This window comes from Streptomyces sp. NPDC127108 (assembly GCF_042677545.1).
Taxonomy (GTDB): Bacteria; Actinomycetota; Actinomycetes; order Streptomycetales; family Streptomycetaceae; genus Streptomyces.
Genome location: NZ_JBHXTE010000060.1, coordinates 1 through 19746, shown reverse-complemented (window position 1 = coordinate 19746; position 19746 = coordinate 1). Strand labels below are relative to the sequence as shown.

Genomic DNA, 19746 nt, shown 5'->3' with positions numbered 1-19746 from the left:
AGGAGTGCGCGGTGACACCAGATCTGACCAAGCAGGAGAAGCGACCGGCCGATCGCGGCGGTGAGGGGGGCGGACGCCCCCAGAGGCTCCGCAACCTGGAAGCGTGGGCCAAGGCGGCCCCCATCCGGCTCGCCGGATACGAGGACGACCTCGCTGAGCCGCACATCCTTCCCGGTATCGACTGACCCTGTGTGAGCGCGCCCCACGCCCCCCGTCGCGAGTCGCGGCGGGGGGCGCGGCATGTCCGGGGCAGTGGGCCGCGCCACCCCTGGCTGCTTTCCCAAAGAAATTCTGCAAAAAGACTTTGGGAAAGTGGTCCGGGCGTTCTACGCTCGCCGTATGGCAGACGAAGAGCGTGACGCGGAGCGCCCGGCGGACCGTCTGCGGGTCCTCGACCCGGAGCGCGAGCCCGCCGCCATCAAGGCGCTGACCCACCCGCTGCGGGTCCGGCTGCTCGGCCTGCTCCGCATGGACGGACCCGCCACCGCCAGCGAGCTGGCGGCCAGGACGGGGGAGTCGTCCGCCTCCACCAGCTACCACCTGCGCGTCCTCGCGAAGTACGCGTTCGTCGCCGAGGCGGAGCACCGCGACAGCCGCGAGCGCCGCTGGCGCGCGGTGCACGAGGTGACCACGTGGGACCACGCGGCCATGGACGCGTCCCCGGTCGGCCGCGAGTTCACCGGCAAGATGGCCCGCCGCCAGGTCGCCCACCTGGGGGAGCTCCTTGGGTGGTACGAGGCGGCCAAGGCCGCCGGGCGGCTCGGCCGGGACTGGCTCGAACCGTCCGGCATCACGGACCTGATGCCGCTCCTCACGCCCGAGTCGCTGACCGAGCTGAAGCAGACCTTCGAGGACAAGCTGGAGGAGCTGACGGCGCGCGACGCGGGGCAGGCGCGGGCCGAGAAGGTCGCGGTGGTCTTCGCGGGGCTGCCGATCGTCGGGCCGGGGGTGCGGGACGAGGGGGCCGGGGCGCCGGAGTCCGGGGTGCCGGAGTCTGGGGTGTCGGAGTCCGGGGGCGCTGCTGGCGCAGGTGGTTCCGTCGAGGCCGACAGTGCCGCTGGGGAGGGCGGTTCCGCTGAAGCGGGCGGTTCCGCCGAGGCGGGCGCGGCCGCTCCGAGACGCGTGCGGGGTTACACCCATGACTGACTCCAGCGCCCCGATAGCCGGACCCCGCCTTCCCGGCCCCGGCCCAGGCCCGGCCCCCCTCGACCCCCGCACCGCCCGCCGCCGCTACGTCACCGTCTGCGCGCTGTTCTGGCTGCCGCTCGGCCTGGCCATCGCGCCCATGGTGGCGCTCATGACCGGGCGCGGGCTCGCCCTCGCGGCCGTCGCCGGATGCGTCGCCGCGCACTCCCTCACCGCCGCCGCCCTCGAACTCCCCACCGGGGGACTGTCCGACGTGCTCGGACGGCGCGCCGTGCTCGCCGCGGCGGGCCTCTTCGACCTCGTCGCGCTCGTCCTGCACGCGCTCGGCACCACCGCCTGGGTGCTCGCCCTCGGCATGGCCCTCAAGGGCGCGGGCCGCGCCCTGTCGAGCGGCCCCGCCGAGGCCTGGTACGTCGACACGGTGCACGCGAGCGCGGGCCCCGACGCCGAGCTGCGCACCGGCCTGGCCCGTGGCGGCGCCGCCACCTCCGCGGCCCTCGCGGCCGGGGTCCTGATCGGCGGCGCCCTGCCCTGGCTCCTCGGCCTCGGCCCCGACCTCGGCGCCCGCCTGGGCGACGCCACGTCGGGGCTCGTCATCCCGCTGTCCGTACCGGCCCTGCTCGGCGCGGTCGTCGAGGTCGGCTTCCTCGCGTACGTCCTGACCGCGCTGCCCGAGCCGCCCCGGCAGCGCACCACCCTGCGCGGAGTGCTGCGCGGCGTCCCCGCCACCGTCGTCGCCGGAGTCCGCCTCGGCGGCCGGGACGCGCTGGTGCGGCGGATCGTCCTCAGCGCCGGTGCCGCGGGCAGCGCGCTGATCACCGTGGAGGTCCTGACACCCGGCAGGGCCGTCGACCTGACCGGCGCGCCGGAGTCGGGGGCGGTGCTCTTCGCGGGCCTCGCCTGCGCCGGATACCTGTGCTCGATGGCGGGCAGCCACCTCGCGCCGCCCCTCGCCAGGTACACGGGCGGGAGCGAGCGCGCGGTCCTCGTGGGCCTCGGCGCCTCCGCGGGCGGTCTGCTGCTCCTCGGCCTCACCGCCGTCGCCTCGGGCCCGGCCCCGCTCACCCTCGCGGTACTCGGCTACGCCCTGGTGTACGTGGGCCTCGGCGCCGCGGGCCCGAGCGAGAACGACATCCTGCACCGGCGCGTCGACAGCTCGGGCCGCGCCACCGCCCTGTCCGTCCAGTCGCTCTCCCTCCAACTGGTCGGCGCCGGAACGGGATTGGTCATCGGACACCTCCCGGAGGGCTCCCCACGCTGGCTGCTCGGCGGCGCCGTCCTGCTCGCGGGCGCCCTCCTGTGGGTGCGCCCCCGCACGATGACGGAGGATACGAGGAGTGCGAACAGCGCGACGGGTGCAGGGGACGCCGGGAACACCGGGGGCGGCAAGGACGGGGAGGCGGCGCGCTCGGCGACCGCCACGCCGGACTCCTAGCCGGTGCCGCACCCTTGAGCGCGGTGAGCACAGCGAAGACCCACGTCCCGTACGCACGCGAAAGGCACGCCCCGATGCGCAGCATCCACGTCATCGCCCACCCGGAGGCCACGCACCACATCGAGAAGGTGGTCGGCGGCTGGCACGACTCCGACCTCACGCCCGCCGGGCGCAGCGCGGCGGGTGCCATCGCCCGGGCGCTGCGCGCCGACATCCCCGAGGGCGCGGACGTCGAGGTGGTCTCCTCGGACCTGCGCCGCGCCGCGCACACCGCCGACGCGGTGGGCGAACTCTTCGGTGTGAAGCCGCTTCTGGACCGCAGGCTGCGGGAGAAGTCGTACGGCGAGGCGGAGGGCGGCCCGCAGGAGTGGCTCGACCGGCGGTTCGTGCCGCCCCCGGCCGACGGGGACCGGATGGGGCACCACGAGGGCCTGCCGGGCGCCGAGACCAGGGGCGAGTGCGCGCGCCGCGTCTACGACGCCATGGACGAACTCCTCCGACGCCCGCGCGAGCACCAGATCGTCGTCACGCACGGGTTCGCCCTGACCTTCGTCGTCACGGCCTGGATCAGGATGCCGTACGAGTCCGTCGGCTCCGTCAGCTTCCGCGCGCCGTCCGGGAGCATCACGGTGCTGCGCGAGGACGACTTCTTCCACAACCGCCAGGTCGTCAGCGTGGGGGACACCCGCCACCTCGCCGCGCCCTGACGCGGCCTCACCGCCGCCCGGGACGGCCGGGTGCCGTCAGGACCCACAGGCGATGGTCCCAGCCGATGTCGTGGCAGGCCCCCACCGTGAGCCCGGCCCGCTCCGCCAGGGCGGCCAGCCGGGCCGCGTCCCGCACGCCGGAGCCGAACGCGCACTTCAGGCGCAGGTGGTCCAGGGGAGCGTCGGCGTCGTCCGGGTCGGCCGCGGTGACCTGCTCGACCAGGAGCAGGGTGCCGTCCACGGCCAGCCCGGCGGCGGTCTCGGCCAGCAGGTGCTCGGCGTCCTCGTCGGCCAGCCAGGCGAGTTGACGGCACATCAGGAGTGTCCGCGATCCCGCCGGGGGGACGGGGCCCGGCTGTGGCACCAGGTCGACGTGCGCCAGCACATCCGTGTCCAGGATCTCCTCGCGCAGCACCCGCAGGACCGAGGGGAGCGCGGTGACGCGGGCCCGCAGCCCGGGGAAGGCACGCACCAGGGCGCCTACGACCGTGCCCGAGCCGGGACCGGTCGCGGTCACCTCGGGCACCGCCGACCAGTCGTGGGCGCGCACGACACCGGGGGCGATCCAGCGGGCCTCCTCCTCGACCGCGGCCCGCGCCGTCCCGGCCAGAAGGGCGTCGTGCGCCATGGCCTCGACGAAGGTCTCCCCGGCCGAGGTGCGGTAACCGGCCCTGCCCGTCAGCAAGGTGGGCACCAGACCGCTCAACGAGGCGTCGAGCGCGGCCTGGGCGCCACCGAGGTGGTACTCGTCGGCGGAGTGGTCGTCCTCGACCAGTTCCTCGCTGACGGGGGTGAGCCGGTAGCCGTCGCCGTCGAGGGCGAGGAGGTCGATGGACACGAGGTAGGTGAGCAGCGCCGTGAGCGTGCCGGGGTCGGCGCCGGTGCGCTCGGCGAGGCGGGTCGCGTCCCGGATGCCGCCGTCCACCAGCTCGAACAGGCCGAGGGTGACGGCGGCGCGGATGGCGTGGCCGGGCGCGGGGTCGGTCAGCCGGTGCAGGCGCTCGTGCGGGTCGTCGGCCTCCTCCGGGTGGTAGGCGTCGACCGGGCCGTGCGCGTCGGCGTCGACCGGAGCCGCCGGGGCGGGCGCGGTGCGGCGCCAGTAGCCCGTGATGTGGGTGTGCTCGCGCGGCACTTGGCGTTCGGTGACCAGGTGGCGGCGGATGCCCTTGAGCGTGACGGTCTCGCCCGCGACCCAGGCGTACGCGGTGCCGGGCAGCCACTCCATGTCCCGGACCGCCCGCTCCAGGAGGTCGGTGGTGCCCGCGGGGGCGCCGTCCCGCGACAGCCAGACGACCTCGGCGTCCGCGCGGGTCGGCAGCTCCTGGCGGTGGCTGTCGTCGGCGATCTCGACGAACACGCGGGCGACCGTGCCCGCGGGCATCTCGGCGAGCCACCGGCCGATCGCGGGCAGCGCCGTCTCGTCGCCTACGACGAGCAGCCAGTCGACGCCCTCGGGATGGCTGTGGGACATCTTGGGCCCCGCGATCCACGCGCTCTCGCCCGGCGCGACCCGCTCCGCCCACGTCGAGGCCACACCGTCCGCGTGCCGGACGAAGTCGAAGTCGATCTCACCGGCGTCCGGGTCGAAGCGGACGGGCGTGTAGTCCTTGGCGACGGGCCGCCCGTCTGCGGGCCAGTCCAGGCTGCTGACGTTCTGTCCGGGCAGCACGAGCGTGCCCTCGTCGTCGGCGAAGAAGAACTTCACATGGTCGTCGAAGCCCTCGGTGCGCAGCTCCGGCAGATCGAGGCCGGCGCGCGTGAAGGCGCGCAACTGCGCGCCGCCGAGGGTGAGTCGGCGCATCCCCGGCGTGATGTTCTCGGCGCGCAGGACCGTCAGCTCCCTGAGCACGATGGGGAACGTGACGACCGAACGGGGGTTACGGGTGGGCATGGTGGTGCTCCTTCGTGCGTGCGCGGGCCGCGCTCACTTGCCCGCGACGGCGTCGGCGAGGATCGGCGTGAGCTTCTCGACCGCCCAGGGGGCGTTGAGCGCGTCGGGGTAGGCGATGGCGGAGGAGAGGGTGTTCTTCGCGGGGATGACCGCGGTGTGCTTCTGCTTCACCACGTCGAGGGACCGGAACAGCTTGTTGCTCTCCAGCTCGGACGCGGACAGCAGCCCCTCGTCGCCGAACGGATAGGTGAGCAGCAGGACGTCGGCCTCCAGCTCGTCCAGGTTCTCCAGGCCGACCGCGTTCTTCTTGGCGGAGTGGTCCTTCGCCTCGGCGGTCTTGCGCAGGCCCAACTGCTCGAAGACGCCCGGGTCCTGGTCGGCGTGGGACATGAAGGTGATCTGCTCGGGGTGGACGACGGCGTACGTGTACGTCTTGCCCTTGAACTCGGGGTGCGCGGCCGCCGCGTCGGTGACGGCCTTCTTGTTGGCCGCGATGACCTTCTCCGCGCGGTCGCTCAGGCCCAGCGCCCTGGCGGCGGTGGTGAGACGCTCCTGCCAGGTCAGGGCGTCGGCGTCCTTCTTGTCGGCGTAGGTGACGATCGGGGCGATCGGCTTGAGCTTGGCGTAGTCGGCCTCCATCGACCAGGTGCTCATGCCGAGGACGACGTCCGGGGCCTCGGCCGCGATGGCCTCGTAGTCCGTGCCGTCGGTGTCGTCGTACGTCTTCAGCTTGTCGACGCCGAGCTTGTCCAGGGCGCGCTGCTTGTACTCGGGCACGGGGCCGCCGTCCTCCGCGTCCGGCGTGATCACCGGTACGACGCCGAGGGCCAGCGCGATGTCGGTGTCGCCGTCGGACACGGTGGCCACCTTGACCGGCTTGTCGCCGACCTCCGTCGTGCCCCAGGCGTTGGTGAGGGACACCGGGAAGGCGCCGGAACCCGCGCCCGCCTTGCCGGACTTGTTCCCCTTGTCGTCGTCGGCGCCGCCGCAGCCGGTGACAAGGGCGAGGCAGGCGGTGGCGGCGAGCAGGATCCGGGTGGCGCCGCGTCCTGCGACGGGTCTTGCGGGGCGGTTCATGGTCATATCTCCTGCGTGAGGTGGCGGCGGCCGAGGGGGAAGATCTGCGGCCGGTCGGTACGGGGGTGCGGGACGACGACGCAGTCCAGGCCGAACACCTCGGCCACGAGGTCCGCGTCGAGCACCTGCGCGGGCGGGCCCTGGCGGACGACGCGGCCGTCGCGCAGGGCGACGATCGTCGAGGCGTACAGGGCCGCCTGGTTGAGGTCGTGCGAGACGAGCACGATGGTCTTGCCGGTCTGTTCGTTGAGGTCGGCGAGCAGGTCGAGGACCTCGATCTGATGCGCGATGTCCAGGTACGTGGTGGGCTCGTCGAGGAGCAGCGTCGGGGTGTCCTGGGCGAGGGCCAGGGCGATCCACACGCGCTGGCGCTGGCCGCCGGAGAGCGCGTCCACGGGCCGGTCGATCAGCTCCGCGGTGCCCGTGGCGAGCAGCGCGTCGGCGATGGCCTCGTCGTCGGCCTCGGTGCGGCGCTGCCCGAACTGCCGGTGCGGATGGCGGCCCCGCCAGACGAGGTCGCCCACGGTGATGCTCTCGGGGGCGAGCGGGGACTGCGGCAGGACGCCGAGGCGCCGGGCCACCTCCCGGGTGGGCAGGCGGTGGATGTCGGCGCCCTCGAGCAGCACCGAACCGGCGGCCAGCGGAAGGAGCCGGGCGAGGGACTTCAGGAGCGTCGACTTGCCGCAGGCGTTGGGGCCGACGAGCGCGGTGATCCGGCCCTCCTCGATCCGCAGGTCGAGGCCCTCGATGACGGGCGCGTCGCCGTAGCCGACGGTGACGCCGCGGGCCTCCAGGCGGGCCTCTGCGGCAGGCGCGCGGGGCGGCCTGCTGAGGGTCTTCGGGGCCGTGGGCCTTCGGGTCACGAGGATGCCTTCTGTCCGCGCCTGAGGATCAGCCAGACGAAATAGGGAGCGCCGAGGAGCGCGGTGAGGACCCCGGTGGGCACCGGGCTGATGAGCGGGGCGTTCTGCGCGAGGACGTCGGCCCCGATGACGATGACGGCACCGACCGGCGGCGCGAGCACGAGGGCGCGGTCCGCGCCCGCGAGGCGCGCGGCGACGGGCCCGCTGATGAGCGAGACGAAGCCGATGGGCCCGACGACGCTGGTGGCGAGGGCGGCCGCGGCCGCGCCGACGAGCAGTGCCGCGACGCGCACGAACCCCACCCGGGTGCCGAGTCCGGTGGCGAGCTGGTCGCCGAGGGACATGCTGCCGAGCGGCCGGTGCAGCAGCGCCGTGGCGAGCAGGCAGCCGCCGAGGCCGAGGGAGAGCGTGGTGACGCCGTCCCAGTCCGCGCCGCTCGTGCTGCCGACGAGCCAGCGCATCGCGATGGCGATGCTGTGCTGATCGGCCACGGTGAACAGGTAGTTGGTGTACGCGGTGCAGACCGCGCTGAGCCCGATCCCGACCAGCACGAGCCGGTAGGTGTCGACGCCGCGGCGCCAGCTCAGCGCGTACACCGCGGCGGCGAGCAGGAACGAGCCGCCGACCGCCGCGAGCGGGGTGCCGAGGGCCACGGACGCGGGCGCGTACAGGAGCACGGTGGTGGCACCGGCGCCCGCCCCCGCCGAGATGCCGACGATGTCGGGAGTGGCCAGCGGATTGCGGATGAGGCGTTGGTAGAGGGCGCCCGCGAGGCCGAACAGCGCGCCCGCGAGCAGAGCCGCGAGGGCCCTCGGCATCCGCAACTGGAAGATCATGTAGTCGGCGAGCCCGGTACGGAGGCCGAACGCGGCGGGCAGCACGTCGGCCGGGTCGACCTTCCCGACGCCGCCGAGGAGGACGGAGGCCGACGTCAGGCCGAGCAGCAGCACGGTGAGCACGACGGCGACGACGGCGGTCCTGCGCCGCCGGGCACGGCGGGTGGCGCGCAGCAGGGCGAGGGCGTGTTCCTTGGCCACGGCGGGCGCGGGCCGGGACTCGACGGCGACGGCGCTCACATCCGCACCAGGTTCCGGCGCCGGGCGAGCCAGATGAAGAAGGGGGTGCCGACGACCGCGGTCATCACGCCGACCTGGATCTCGCCGTGGTCGACGACGAGCCGTCCCGCGGTGTCGGCCGCCGTGAGCAGGACCGCGCCGAGCAGCATGGCCAGGGGCAGGGACCAGCGGTGGTCGGTCCCGGCGAGGAGGCGCGCGCAGTGGGCGGCCACGAGTCCGACGAAGGCGACGGGGCCCACGGCGGCGGTGGCGGCGGCGCAGAGCAGCACCGCGACGGCGGCGCTCGCCAGCCGGGCGCGCTCCACCCGCACGCCAAGACCGCGGGCCGTCTCGTCGCCGAGGCCGAGGATGTTGAGGGTGCGCCCGAGCGGCAGGGCGAGAAGAAGGCCCGCGGCGACGAAGGGGACGGCCTGGCCGAGGACGCCCGCGCGGCCGGTGAGCTGGCCCACGGACCAGAACCGCAGGTGGGCGTAGACCGCCTCGTCACGGACCACCATCAGCGTGATCAGCGACGACATCACGGCCGCTAGCGCCACCCCGGCGAGGACCAGGCCGAGGGTGCTGCCGCCCGCGTCGGTGCGGGTGCCGATCAGGTACACGAGCACGGCGGTCACCCCGGACCCGAGCAGCGCCATCCAGAAGTAGCCCCGCACTCCGGTGAGATCGAGGAAGAGGATGCCGAGGACCACGAACATCGCGGCGCCCTGCTCGATGCCGAGGATGCCCGGGTCGGCCAGGGGGTTCAGGGTGAGCGCCTGCATGATCAGGCCGGAGGCGCCGAGGGCCGCGCCGACGGCGAGCCCCAGGAACGTCCGGGGGACGCGTTCGGTCCACAGCACCTGGGAGTTGTAGTCCTCGGCGCCGGGGTGCAGCAGGATGCGGACGATCTCCAGCGGCGAGATGTCCCGGGCGCCGAGACCGACGCTCGCGATCAGGGTGGCCACGAGGGCTGCCACGGCGAGCGTCGTGACGAGGGCGGCGCGTGCGTGCCGCGGTCTCGCGCGACGCCCTCCGGCCAGTGGCGACGATGGCGTCACCGGCGGGGACGTAGGGGTCATGGGTGGTTGTGCTCCTCACAGGTCGTACAAAAAGTTAGGTTACCCTTACCTAGCTTTCGACGATCCAAGTCGGAGGCGCACAGCTCACACTCAGAGGTCAATCCGTGGACCGCGAGGGCAGGGGGAATCGGTGAGGGCGGACGCGCGGTACGAAACGGTGTGGCCGGACGACGACTTCGTGACGCCGCAGGGGCATCCGACGCACGTCCACGACACCCACCAGTTCCTCTACGTGCCGCTCGGCCGCATCGTCGTCACGGCCCTCGGCGTCGACTACGAACTGTCCCCGTCGGTCGCCGTGTGGCTGCCCGCGGGCCTGCCGCACAGCGCCCGCTTCGACCCCGACGCCCTGGTGCTCAGCGAGACGTTCGACCCCGCGCGGCATCACCTGCCGTACGGGGGCGCGACGCTCGTGAACGTCAGCGCGGCCCAGCGCCGCCTGCTCCTCGGGCGCATGCGCGACGCCGACGTGCCGGGTGCCGCGCCCGACGACACCGTGCTGTTCACCACCCTGACGGACGGCCAGGCTGACTGCCTGCCGCTGCCGCAGCCCACGAGCCGCGCCGCCCGGGCGGTGGCGGGGGCGCTGCTGCGGCGGCCCGACGACCCGCGGACCGCGTCGGAGTGGGCGGAGCGCCTCTTCACCAGCTCGACGAGCCTGCGCCGCGCCTTCCGCGCGGAGACCGGGCTCGCCTTCTCCGAGTGGCGCACCCGGCTGCGCCTCAACCAGTCGCTCACGCTCCTCGCGCAGGGGCATCAAGTGGGCGCGGTCGCGGCGCGGGTGGGGTTCGTGAGCACGAACGGCTACATCCTCGCGTTCCGCAAGCACTTCGGGCGTACGCCGGGTGCCTACGCGCGGGCGCGGGCGGGTGGAGGCGGTTCCGGAACCAGCGCCTCCGGAACTGGCGCTTCCGTGGCTGCGCGAGGGCGTCCGGCGCGGTGAACGAGGGCCTCGTTTGTGCCGATTCGGGGGTCACTGGCCCGACTTGACTCCGGGTGCGGACCGATCATTGGGTAAGGCTCGCCTTACCGCATGGGCGGTTCGCGCATCCGGAGACGAGGACCTGACCATGGCCGCTGCAGCCGCCCTTCCCACCCCCGCGGGAGCCCTCCGTGCGGGCGCGTGACCTCCTGATCGACATCGAACCGCTGCGCACCAGCGCGGACTTCCGCGCCATCTTCATCGCGCGCGTCGTGTCCCTGTTCGGCCTCGGCATGGCGGCGGTCGCCCTGTCCGCGCAGGTCTACGGGCTCACGGGAGCCACGTTCCCCGTCGCCGTCACCAGCATGATCATGAGCGTCACGGTGCTCCTGGGCTCGCTGTGGGGCGGCTGGGCAGCCGACCGCACCGACCGGCGCCGCCTCATCATCCGCGCCAGGGCCTGCGCCGCCCTCGCCTTCGCGGGCCTCGCGGCCAACGCCTTCCTGCCCGAGCCCCGGCTGTGGGCGGTCTTCGTGTGCGTGGCTCTCGACGGCCTCGCCACCGGGGTGAGCGTCACCGCACTCATGGCCGTCGCCCCGACCCTCGTCCGCCCCGACCAACTCCCCGCTGCCGGGGCGCTGATCTCCCTCACCGGCGAGATCGGCTCGATCGCCGCGCCGTTCCTCGGCGGCGTGCTGCTCGCCCTGAGCGGCCCCGGGCCGGTGTTCGCCGTCACGGCCGTCACCACCGGCGTGACGACGCTGCTGCTCCGCCGCGTCGGACCGCTGCCACCTGCCCCGCGCGAGGCCCCCGGCGACGGCGTGGAAGACGACAGCGGTTCGCTGCTCGCCGCGTTCCGGTACGCCGCGCGCAACCGCGTCGTCGGCGGCCTCCTGGCCCTGGGTGGCGTCACCGCCCTGTTCAACCTGCCGGTGGTCCTGTTCCCGGAGATGGTGGACACCCGCTTCGGCGGCGGCGAGGTCGTGCTCGGCCTGCTGTACACCGCCCCCGCCGTGGGCGCGGTCCTCGTCTCGGCGACCAGCGGCTGGCTCACGCGGGCCGCGCGCCCGGGCCGCGTGCTCCTCGCCGCCGCGTGCACGGGCGGCCTCGCGACCGTCGGCTTCGGCCTCAGCGGCCAGGTGGCGGTCGCCGTCGTGATGCTGGCGATCGGCGGCGCCGCGGGCACGGTCCACGAGATCCTGGAGTACGCCCTCGTCCAGCACCACACCCCCGACCGGCTGCGCGGGCGCGTGGTCGGCGTCCTCGCCACCCAGGGCACCACGGGCGACGTGGTCGGCGACGTGGAAGTCGCGGTGGTGGCACGGTGGTTCAGCCCCGCGGGCGCGGCGGTGGTCAACGGCGTGGTGTGCGCCGGGGCGGCGGTGCTCGTGGCGGTGTGCGTGCCCGGTCTGCGCCGGGCGACGCTGCCCGCGCCGGAGGGTCCGGCTCCGGCGGCGCCCGATTGCGAGCAGGACGCCGTGGAGGCCCGGCCCTGATCCGCCTCGGGGGCCCGACCGTGGCCGGGGTCGAGGGCGGGTCGGGGCCGAGGCCGTGGTCGGCGTCGGGGGCGGGCCGGGGTCGGGGTCGGCGGAAAATCCCCTGCCCCGGCCGCCGCCTCCGGATACCTTCGCCGTCATGGCAGCCGATCACTTCCAGGACCCGCGCCTCGCCGCCCTCTACGACCCGCTCGACCCCGACCGCGGTGACCTCGACCCGTATCTGCGCCTCGCCGAGGAGTTCGGGGCCCGGCAGGTCCTGGACATCGGCTGCGGCACCGGAGTGTTCGCGCTGCTCCTCGCCGCCCGGGGCATCGACGTCGTCGGCGTCGACCCGGCCGCGGCCTCCCTCGACGTGGCCAGGGCCAAGGCGGACGCCGAGCGGGTGCGGTGGATCCACGGCGACGCGACGGCGCTGCCGCCGCTCCGGGCCGACCTCGCCACGATGACGGCGAACGTCGCCCAGGCGATCACCGATCCGGGGGAGTGGCGGGCGACCCTGAAGGGAGCCCGCACGGCGCTGCGTCCGGGCGGGCATCTCGTGTTCGAGACCCGCGTTCCGGCGCGGCGTGCCTGGCAGGAGTGGAACCGCGAGGACTCGTACAGCGTGACGGACGTTCCCGGCTTCGGCGTGGTCGAGAGCTGGTTCGACCTGCTGGAGGTCGAAGGACCGCTCGTGACGTTCCGTGGGAACTGTGTGTTCGCCGCGGACGGGTCGGTCCTGACGGCGGACTCGACGCTGCGGTTCCGCGAGCGCGAGGAGGTCGAGGCGGACCTGGTCGCCGAGGGGTTCGCGGTGGTGGACGTACGGGACGCGCCCGACCGGCCGGGCAGGGAGTTCGTGTTCCTCGCGCGCAGGCCCGCGACGTGAGCCGGACCGCCCGCGCCCGTAGGTGACCCGGGCCCCATGGACCAGGCCCTCACGTGAACGGCCGCACCACCCACCGCCGCATCACCTCGGCCGCCGCGTCCGCGACCTCGTGCCCCGTTGGCCGTGTCACCAGGTCGCTGAGGGCGAACAGGTCGAGGACCCGGCCCAGGTACTCCCAGTCCGCGGCGAGGGGACGGGCGTGTTCTCCCGTACGGAACCCCTCCCGGAAGCCGTCCAGGAAGCCGTCGGGGTACGCGTCACCGAACCGCAGCATGTTCGCCGCGTCCCCGTACGGACAGCCGGAGTAGGCGAACTCCCAGTCCAGGACGGCGTCCACGCGCCAGCCCGAACCCGCCCGTGACACCAGGACGTTCTTGGGGTTGACGTCGGCGTGCACCAGGCATGCCAGGTGGTCCACGCGCTCCAGGGCGGGCGCGTGGGCCTCGCACAGCTTCACCCAGGCCCGCCGCGTGGCGGCGTCGAGCCGTTCCCCGGGCACCGCGGCCACGCACGCCTCGGCGACCTCCGGCAACTGCCGTGACCACGGCTGCTCGTCCTGTCCGACGGTGAGCCGGTCGTCCGTGAAGAAGCCGGGCCGGTCGAACGGCACGGTCCCGACGCGGGCGACGACACGGCCGACCTCGGTGCCGAGCGCGGTCAGGGAGTCCCGGTCGACCCCGCCGCCACCCAGTACGTGACTGAGCGGTGTCCCCGGCACGTACTCCAGGATCATCGCGGCGCGGGCCTCCTCCGGCTCCACCACGGCGGGCAGCACGTGCAGGACCTCGGGCACGGGCACACGGGCGCGCCCCGCCGCCATCACCGCGGCCTCCACGGCGGGCGCCGCCCCGCCGAGCCGCGCGACCACGCGCCCGCCACCGGCGAGTTCGAGCAGCGTCGTCTCGTGGGAGAACCCACCCGCCAGCGGGCGCGCCCCGACCACCGCACGGCCGAGCGCCTCGCTGATCCGTCGTGTCTCCGTCCGGTCCATGGCCCCAGTCTCCCCGACGTCACAAGGCCCGCGATCCGACGCCGCGAAGGTCCCCGAGGCGCCTGGACGCCACCGGACCGCCGGGGTCCGCCCGGCCTCAGCCGGACGCCGGACCCCGCACCGCCCCCGTGCTCTCCCGCTCGATCAGCCGGGGCAGCGGCACCTGCACCGTCCCCGAAGGGCCGTCGTCGAGGAGTCCGAGGAGTTCGCGCGCCGCCGTGCGGCCGAAGGACACCGTGTCGCGGGACAGCGCGGTGAGCCACGGGTGCACCATCCGGCACAGCGCCGAGTCCTCCCAGGCCACCACCGACACGTCGTCCGGCACGCCGAACCCGAGGGAGGCCGCGGCGGCCACCCCTGCCACCGCCATCACGTCGTTGTCGTACACCAGGGCCGTCGGCGGCGTCTGCGAGCCGAGGACGCGGCGTGTGACCGCGGCGCCCTCGGAGTCCGAGTAGTCCGTGGTCACCGACCGCACCTCGGTCAGGCCGCGCCGGTCGGCCTCGGCCCGCAGGGTGCGGATGCGGCGCTCGGTGTGCGCGAGGCCGGGCAGCCCGGCGATGTGCACGACGCGGCGGTGGCCGAGGGCGTGCAGATGGCCGACGACGGACTCCATGGCGCCGGCGTCGTCGGCCCAGACGGTGGAAAGGCCGGGGCGCGGCTCGCTCTCGGGGTCGGGCACTCCGCCGGTCAGGACCGCCGGAATGCCCAGCTCCGAGAGCAGCGCGGGCCGCGGGTCGTCCGTGCGCGGGTCCACGACGAGCACCCCGTCGACGCGGTGCTCGGCCCACCACCGCCGGTACACCGCGCACTCCGCCTCGACGTCCTCCACGACCTGGAAGAGCAGGCCCAGTTGGCGCTCGGCCAGGACCTCCTGGACACCGGAGATCAGCTGGAGGAAGAACGAGTCGACGCCGAGCGTGGCCGCGGGCCGCGCCACCACCATTCCCACCGTCGCCGCACCCTCGCCTGACAGGGCGCGGGCCGCGGTGCTCGGGCGCCAGCCCAACTGCTCGGCGACCCTGCGCACCCGGTCGCGGGTGATGTCGGAGACTCCGGGACGGTCGTTGAGCGCGAAGGAGACGGCGCTCTCGGAGACTCCGGCGCGCCGTGCGATGTCCTTCATGGTCGGCCGGCGTGCCGGTGACCGCTTGCCTTGCACGCGTTGCCCCTTTCCGCCTGCGGCGTTACGCAGGGTCCCTGCCGCGGTACACGCATGCCTTGCCGGGTACGCACGGCGGCTCGACCTCGTACGTACTAATGCGCTTGAGCTGGGTCAGCCTAAAGCGCATTAGCTGTTCCTCGCAAGGGATTCAACAAACGCTTCTGAGCAGCGAGTTCGTACCCGCGAACGGGATCCGGCGCAGCAAATCGTCCCCAATCCATTGACTTTTCACTTCCGCTCCATGCAGGGTCTGCCTCGGCACGATTCGCCGCGGCCGGCGCCGCGGGCCGAGGTCGTGACCGCCCACGCCGGGCCGAGCAAAGGAGCCGTTCACCGTGCGTCATTCCCGGATATCCAGAAGCCCTCGCAGGGCGGTCGTCGCCGCCGCGCTCGCCGCCGTGATGCTGCCGCTGAGCGCGTGCGGCGGCGGCGACGAGAGCGGCTCGTCCGACGCCTCCGGCAAGGTCGAGGGCGAGATCACCTTCCAGACCTGGAACCTGAAGGCCAACTTCAAGTCCTACTTCGAGGGTCTGATCGACGACTTCGAGCAGAAGTACCCCGACGCGAAGGTGAAGTGGGTCGACCAGCCCGGCGAGGGCTACGCCGACAAGATCAGCGCCGACGCCGCCGGCGGCACCCTGCCCGACGTCGTGAACGTCTCGCCCGACCTGGTCGCCCCGCTCGCCAAGGCCGGGATCGCCCTCGACCTGGACAAGGCGGCGGGCAAGTACGAGAAGGAGTACCTGCCGGGCGCCTGGAAGAGCCACCAGGTGCCGGGCCTCGAGGGGACGTACGCCTTCCCCTGGTACCTGAACACCGGGCCGCTGTTCTACAACAAGCGGCTGTTCAAGGACGCGGGCCTGGACGCGAACAAGCCGCCGAAGACCTATGACGAGCTGTTCGCGGACGCCGAGGAGCTGGCGAAGAAGAGCGACGGCCAGGTCGCCACGCTCGCCAACGTCCCGACGATCGAGGACTTCGGGCGCTACGGCGTGCCCCTGATGAACAAGGAAGGCACCGGCTTCACCTTCAACGACACCAAGGGCGTCGAACTCCTCACCAAGTACAAGGAGTTGTACGACGCGAAGGCCCTGGACGGGCAGGCGCTGACGGCCACGCCGGAGTCGACGGGCAAGAAGTTCCTCACCGAGGCCGTCGCCATGAACCCGGGCAGCGCCCTGGACCTGGAGAAGTTCAAGAAGGACGCGCCGCGGCTCTACAAGAACATCGGCATCACGCCGCAGATCAGCAGCACCGGCAAGGACAACATGTACGTGATGGGCGTGATGGTGAACACCCGCACCAAGCGGACGCCCGCCGCCGTCGCCTTCGCGCACTTCGTCACCGACGCGCAGCGCCAGATGTCCTTCGCCAAGAAGGTCGCCATCTTCCCCAGCACCAAGGGCTCCCTGGACGACCCGTACTTCACCAAGCAGGACGGCTCGGACGAGACCCGGGTGCGCATCGCCGCCGCCAAGTCCCTGAAGACGGCCGTGAACTACACGCCCGTCCTGTTCAGCGAGCAGATGAAGATCGAGCTGCGCAACGCCGTCGCCCGCGCGCTGCAGGGCAAGCAGAGCCCCAAGGAAGCGCTTGACAACGCTGTCAAGGCCTGTGACCGGCTGCTGAAGCAGAGCTGAGCCCGAGCGCATGAAGAGCACAGCAGCCGCACCCGCACCGGCCACCGCCCGCCCCGCCGCGGAGTCGAAGGCCGCCGCCCGGCCAAGGCGCCGGATCCGCCGTCAACTCGTCACCAGCCCCTGGTTGTTCGCCGCCCCCGGCCTCGCCGTCGTCGGCATCTTCATCCTCTATCCGTTCGTCAGCACGATCATCAACTCCTTCACGGACAAACGGCAGTTGGTCGAGGGCAAGTACGTCGGGCTCGCGAACTTCCGCGAGCTGCTGCACGACGACATGTTCTGGATCGGCCTGCGCAACAGCACGCTGTACGTCCTCGTGGTGGTGCCCGCGCTGGTCGTGCTTCCGCTGCTGCTCGCGCTGCTCGTGCAGAAGCAGATCCCCGGCATCACGTTCTTCCGGTCGGCCTTCTACACGCCGGTGGTCGCCTCCATCGTCGTGGTCGGCCTGATCTGGGTGTGGATGCTCGACGAACGCGGCCTGGTGAACGCCGTCCTGGAGGCGGTGGGCGCGGGGAAGGTCGGCTTCCTCAGCGACCAGTGGCTGCTGCTGTTCTCCGCCATGGCCGTGACGGTCTGGAAGGGCCTCGGCTACTACATGATCATTTATCTCGCGGCGCTCGCCAACGTGCCCCGCGAACTGCACGAGGCCGCCGCCGTGGACGGGGCCGGGCCGGTGCGCCGGTTCGTCTCCGTCACCATCCCGGCCGTCCGCTCCACCATGGTCCTGGTCGCCGCGCTGTCCTCCGTCGCCGCCTTCAAGGTCTTCTCCGAGGTGTACTTGATGGCGGGCCCGACCGGCGGACCCGCGGGCGAGGACACCACCCTCGTCATGCTGGTCCAGCGCACCGGCACCGGCCTCACCGGCCGCGTCGGCTACGCCTCCGCCATCTCCGTGGTCATCTTCGTCGTCACCGTCGCGCTGATGCTGCTCGTGCTGCGCGCGGACCGGAAGGAGGACAGGTGACGTCCACACCGACGACCACCACCGAGGACGCCTCCGCGCCCCGCAAGGACCCGGCCGGGTCCGCACCCCGTGGGCGCGGCCGCCGCCGGCGGGTCACCGACGAGAACGGGCGCCGCATGCCCCTGTGGGAGCTGGCGCTCCGCTACACCCTGCTGCTCGCCATGCTCGCCCTGATGATCGGGCCGTTCCTGTGGCAGCTCTCGACGTCCCTGAAGGGCCCGCACGAGAACATCTTCAGCTCCCCGCCGAGCTTCCTGCCCTCCGACCCGACCCTGCACAACTACGAACGCGTCGCCGACACCATCCCCGTCTGGGACTACGCCCTCAACTCCCTGAAGGTCGCCGCCGCGAACGTCTTCACCAACTGCGTGGGCGCCGCCCTCGCCGGCTACGCCCTGGCCCGGCTGCGCTACCGCGGCCGCAAGGCCGCCACGCTCGTGTTCATCCTCGCCATGCTGGTGCCCGTCGAGGGCATCATCATCGCCCAGTTCACGACGATGCGGGACCTGAACCTCAACAACACCCTCATCGGCGTGCTGCTGCCCGGCTGCGTCTCCGCCCTCAACGTGCTCCTGATGCGCAACGCCTTCCTCAACGTGCCCTACGAAATCGAGGAAGCCGCCTTCGTCGACGGGGCCAACGTGTGGCAGCGGTTCTTCCGCATCGCCCTTCCCGCCGTCAAGGGCACCCTCGCCGTCGTCGCCATCTTCGCCTTCATGGGCGCCTGGGACGACTTCCTGTGGCCGCTCATCGTGCTCAGCGACCCCGACAAGTTCACGCTCACCATCGGCCTCAACTACCTGCACGGCACCTTCGCCAACGACGAACGCCTCGTCGCCGCGGGCACCGTGATCGCCGTCCTGCCGCTGATCGTGCTCTTCGCCTGCCTCCAGCGGTACTTCTTCCGCGGCGTCGGCGAGGGAGCGGTCAAGGGCTGAGGCCCGCCGCACCGCGCACCCGTTCCAGAACCAGCGTTCACAGAACGTCCAAAGAACCAGGATCCGCATGACGTCTGACGACCAGCGCGGCGCGGCCCCCGCCGCACCGCCCCGCTTCGGCGCCAACTACACCCCGAGCCAAGGGTGGTTCCACCACTGGCTGGACTTCGACATCGACGCCGTACGCCGTGACCTCGACGCCGTCGCCGCCCTCGGGCTCGACCACGTCCGGGTCTTCCCGATCTGGCCGTACTTCCAGCCCAACCGCACCCTGATCCGCCCGCGCGCCGTCGAGCAGCTCGTCGCCCTCGCCGACGCCGCCGCCGAACGCGGGCTCGACGTGAACGTCGACGGGCTCCAGGGCCATCTGTCGAGCTTCGACTTCCTGCCCGCGTGGACGCAGACCTGGCACCGGCGCAACCTCTTCACCGACCCGGACGTCGTGTCCGGTCAGCGCGCTTACCTGCGCACCCTCGCCGCCGCGCTCGCCGACCGGCCCAACTTCATCGGCATGACCATCGGCAACGAGATCAACCAGTTCGCCGCCGGGCCGCACCCCGACCCCGACCGCATCACCCCGGAGCAGGCGGACGCCTGGCTGCGCACCGTCCTCGACGCCTGCGAGGAGGGCGCCCCCGGGCGGCTGCACCTGCACGCCGAGTACGACGCCGCCTGGTACCAGGACGACCAGCCCTTCACGCCCGCCCAGGCCGCCCGGCTCGGCGCCGTCACCGCCGTCCACTCCTGGGTCTTCAACGGCACCGCCCAGCGGCACGGGCGCGACGGCGTCGCCACCGGGCAGCACGCCGCCTACATGATCGAGCTCTCCAAGGCCTGGGCCCTGGAACCCGGCCGGCCCGTCTGGCTCCAGGAGGTCGGCGCGCCCGCCCCGCTCATCCCGCCCGGCGCCGCCGCGGAGTTCACCGAGGCCACCGTCAACGCCGCGCTCGACTGCGCGGACGTGTGGGGCGTGACCTGGTGGTGCTCCCACGACGTCTCCCGCTCCCTCGCCGACTTCCCCGAACTCGAGTACAGCCTCGGCCTTCTCACCAACGACGGGCGCGTCAAGCCCGCCGGGGAGTCCCTCGCGCGGCTCGCCAAGGAGTGGCGCGACGGGCGTCCCGCGCCCGCGCCCCGGACGACCGCGCTCGTCGTCGACGCCGGGCCCGACCTCTCGCGGCGGTCCGTGTGCGCGCCCGGTGGGGCCGTGTTCGAGGCCTTCGCGCGGCTCGTCGCGGACGGGGTCCGGCCCGCGTTCGTCCTCGCGGACCGGGCCGAGGACGCGGCGCACCTCGCTGCGCGGGGCATCGAGGAGGTGGTGCGGCCGCCCGAGGTCCTGGGCTGAGCCGGGCCCTGCGGGGCCTTCCCCAATCCCGCCCCTTCCCGAACCCGGGGGCTGCGCCCCCGGACCCCCGCTATCGGCGCTTCGCGCCTCGTCCTCAATCGCCGGACGGGCTAGAAAATGTGCCGGCAAGTTTCAGCCCCTCATTGGGGTCCCCCCTGCTC

At 73.2% G+C, this 19746-nt stretch carries 18 protein-coding genes; 11 read left to right on the top strand and 7 right to left on the bottom strand.

What is annotated here, in order from left to right; all coding sequences use genetic code 11:
- Positions 1 to 11 precede the first annotated feature (11 nt).
- The 4 genes from ACFVHO_RS35990 (at position 12) to ACFVHO_RS35975 (ending at position 3288) form a co-directional block, all read left to right on the top strand.
- Positions 12 to 185 (top strand): hypothetical protein, encoded by a 174-nt coding sequence (locus ACFVHO_RS35990; protein ID WP_385724308.1) that lies wholly within the window; start codon positions 12 to 14, stop codon positions 183 to 185.
- A gap of 154 nt (positions 186 to 339) precedes the next feature.
- Complete coding sequence (locus tag ACFVHO_RS35985) at positions 340 to 1146, top strand: ArsR/SmtB family transcription factor (RefSeq protein WP_385724306.1); 807 nt, start codon at positions 340 to 342, stop codon at positions 1144 to 1146.
- Positions 1139 to 2581 (top strand): MFS transporter, encoded by a 1443-nt coding sequence (locus tag ACFVHO_RS35980; protein ID WP_385724303.1) that lies wholly within the window; start codon positions 1139 to 1141, stop codon positions 2579 to 2581. The genes ACFVHO_RS35985 and ACFVHO_RS35980 overlap by 8 nt, the downstream gene beginning before the upstream one ends.
- A 23-nt stretch (positions 2582 to 2604) precedes the next feature.
- On the top strand, positions 2605 to 3288 hold the full coding sequence (locus tag ACFVHO_RS35975; RefSeq protein WP_385724300.1) for a histidine phosphatase family protein: 684 nt from the start codon (positions 2605 to 2607) through the stop codon (positions 3286 to 3288).
- Positions 3289 to 3295: 7 nt separating this feature from the next.
- On the opposite strand, the gene ACFVHO_RS35970 is transcribed toward ACFVHO_RS35975, so the two are convergent.
- The 5 genes from ACFVHO_RS35970 to ACFVHO_RS35950 form a co-directional block, all read right to left on the bottom strand.
- Positions 3296 to 5179, bottom strand: coding sequence for an SIP domain-containing protein (locus ACFVHO_RS35970; protein ID WP_385724298.1), 1884 nt, complete (start codon positions 5177 to 5179; stop codon positions 3296 to 3298).
- A gap of 33 nt (positions 5180 to 5212) precedes the next feature.
- Positions 5213 to 6256, bottom strand: coding sequence for an ABC transporter substrate-binding protein (locus ACFVHO_RS35965; protein ID WP_385724295.1), 1044 nt, complete (start codon positions 6254 to 6256; stop codon positions 5213 to 5215).
- A gap of 2 nt (positions 6257 to 6258) precedes the next feature.
- Positions 6259 to 7050, bottom strand: a complete 792-nt coding sequence (locus ACFVHO_RS35960; protein ID WP_385724372.1) for an ABC transporter ATP-binding protein — start codon at positions 7048 to 7050, stop codon at positions 6259 to 6261.
- A 65-nt stretch (positions 7051 to 7115) separates the two neighbouring features.
- Positions 7116 to 8195: a FecCD family ABC transporter permease gene (locus ACFVHO_RS35955; protein WP_385724292.1), complete on the bottom strand. Its 1080-nt coding sequence runs from the start codon at positions 8193 to 8195 to the stop codon at positions 7116 to 7118.
- Positions 8192 to 9151, bottom strand: coding sequence for a FecCD family ABC transporter permease (locus ACFVHO_RS35950; protein WP_385724290.1), 960 nt, complete (start codon positions 9149 to 9151; stop codon positions 8192 to 8194). Before ACFVHO_RS35950 ends, ACFVHO_RS35955 begins: the two co-directional genes overlap by 4 nt.
- 232 nt (positions 9152 to 9383) lie before the next feature.
- Between ACFVHO_RS35950 and ACFVHO_RS35945 the strand changes: the two genes are divergently transcribed.
- From ACFVHO_RS35945 to ACFVHO_RS35935, 3 genes are all read left to right on the top strand, one after another.
- The gene (locus ACFVHO_RS35945) at positions 9384 to 10196 is read left to right on the top strand and encodes a helix-turn-helix domain-containing protein (protein WP_385724288.1); all 813 of its coding nucleotides are present in this window, start codon (positions 9384 to 9386) and stop codon (positions 10194 to 10196) included.
- 170 nt (positions 10197 to 10366) lie between these two features.
- A complete protein-coding gene (entS, locus tag ACFVHO_RS35940; protein WP_385724285.1) occupies positions 10367 to 11671 on the top strand; it encodes an enterobactin transporter EntS in 1305 nt (434 codons plus the stop codon).
- A 139-nt stretch (positions 11672 to 11810) separates the two neighbouring features.
- On the top strand, positions 11811 to 12542 hold the full coding sequence (locus ACFVHO_RS35935) for a class I SAM-dependent methyltransferase (protein ID WP_385724281.1): 732 nt from the start codon (positions 11811 to 11813) through the stop codon (positions 12540 to 12542).
- Between the two features lie 49 nt (positions 12543 to 12591).
- Here the strand turns inward: ACFVHO_RS35935 and ACFVHO_RS35930 are convergent, their stop codons facing one another.
- Positions 12592 to 13533, bottom strand: coding sequence for a phosphotransferase (locus ACFVHO_RS35930; RefSeq protein WP_385724278.1), 942 nt, complete (start codon positions 13531 to 13533; stop codon positions 12592 to 12594).
- A 97-nt stretch (positions 13534 to 13630) separates the two neighbouring features.
- Entirely contained in the window at positions 13631 to 14659 is a 1029-nt protein-coding gene (locus ACFVHO_RS35925) for a LacI family DNA-binding transcriptional regulator (RefSeq protein WP_385724275.1), read from the bottom strand.
- A 440-nt stretch (positions 14660 to 15099) separates the two neighbouring features.
- On the opposite strand from ACFVHO_RS35925, the gene ACFVHO_RS35920 reads away from it, so the two are divergent.
- The 4 genes from ACFVHO_RS35920 to ACFVHO_RS35905 all read left to right on the top strand — a co-directional run bounded on the left by ACFVHO_RS35920 (position 15100) and on the right by ACFVHO_RS35905 (position 19585).
- Complete coding sequence (locus ACFVHO_RS35920) at positions 15100 to 16338, top strand: ABC transporter substrate-binding protein (RefSeq protein WP_385724369.1); 1239 nt, start codon at positions 15100 to 15102, stop codon at positions 16336 to 16338.
- Between the two features lie 10 nt (positions 16339 to 16348).
- Complete coding sequence (locus ACFVHO_RS35915) at positions 16349 to 17302, top strand: carbohydrate ABC transporter permease (RefSeq protein WP_385724272.1); 954 nt, start codon at positions 16349 to 16351, stop codon at positions 17300 to 17302.
- Positions 17299 to 18240 (top strand): carbohydrate ABC transporter permease, encoded by a 942-nt coding sequence (locus ACFVHO_RS35910; RefSeq protein ID WP_385724271.1) that lies wholly within the window; start codon positions 17299 to 17301, stop codon positions 18238 to 18240. The genes ACFVHO_RS35915 and ACFVHO_RS35910 overlap by 4 nt, the downstream gene beginning before the upstream one ends.
- A gap of 67 nt (positions 18241 to 18307) precedes the next feature.
- Positions 18308 to 19585, top strand: a complete 1278-nt coding sequence (locus tag ACFVHO_RS35905; protein WP_385724268.1) for a glycosyl hydrolase — start codon at positions 18308 to 18310, stop codon at positions 19583 to 19585.
- Positions 19586 to 19746: the final 161 nt, after the last annotated feature.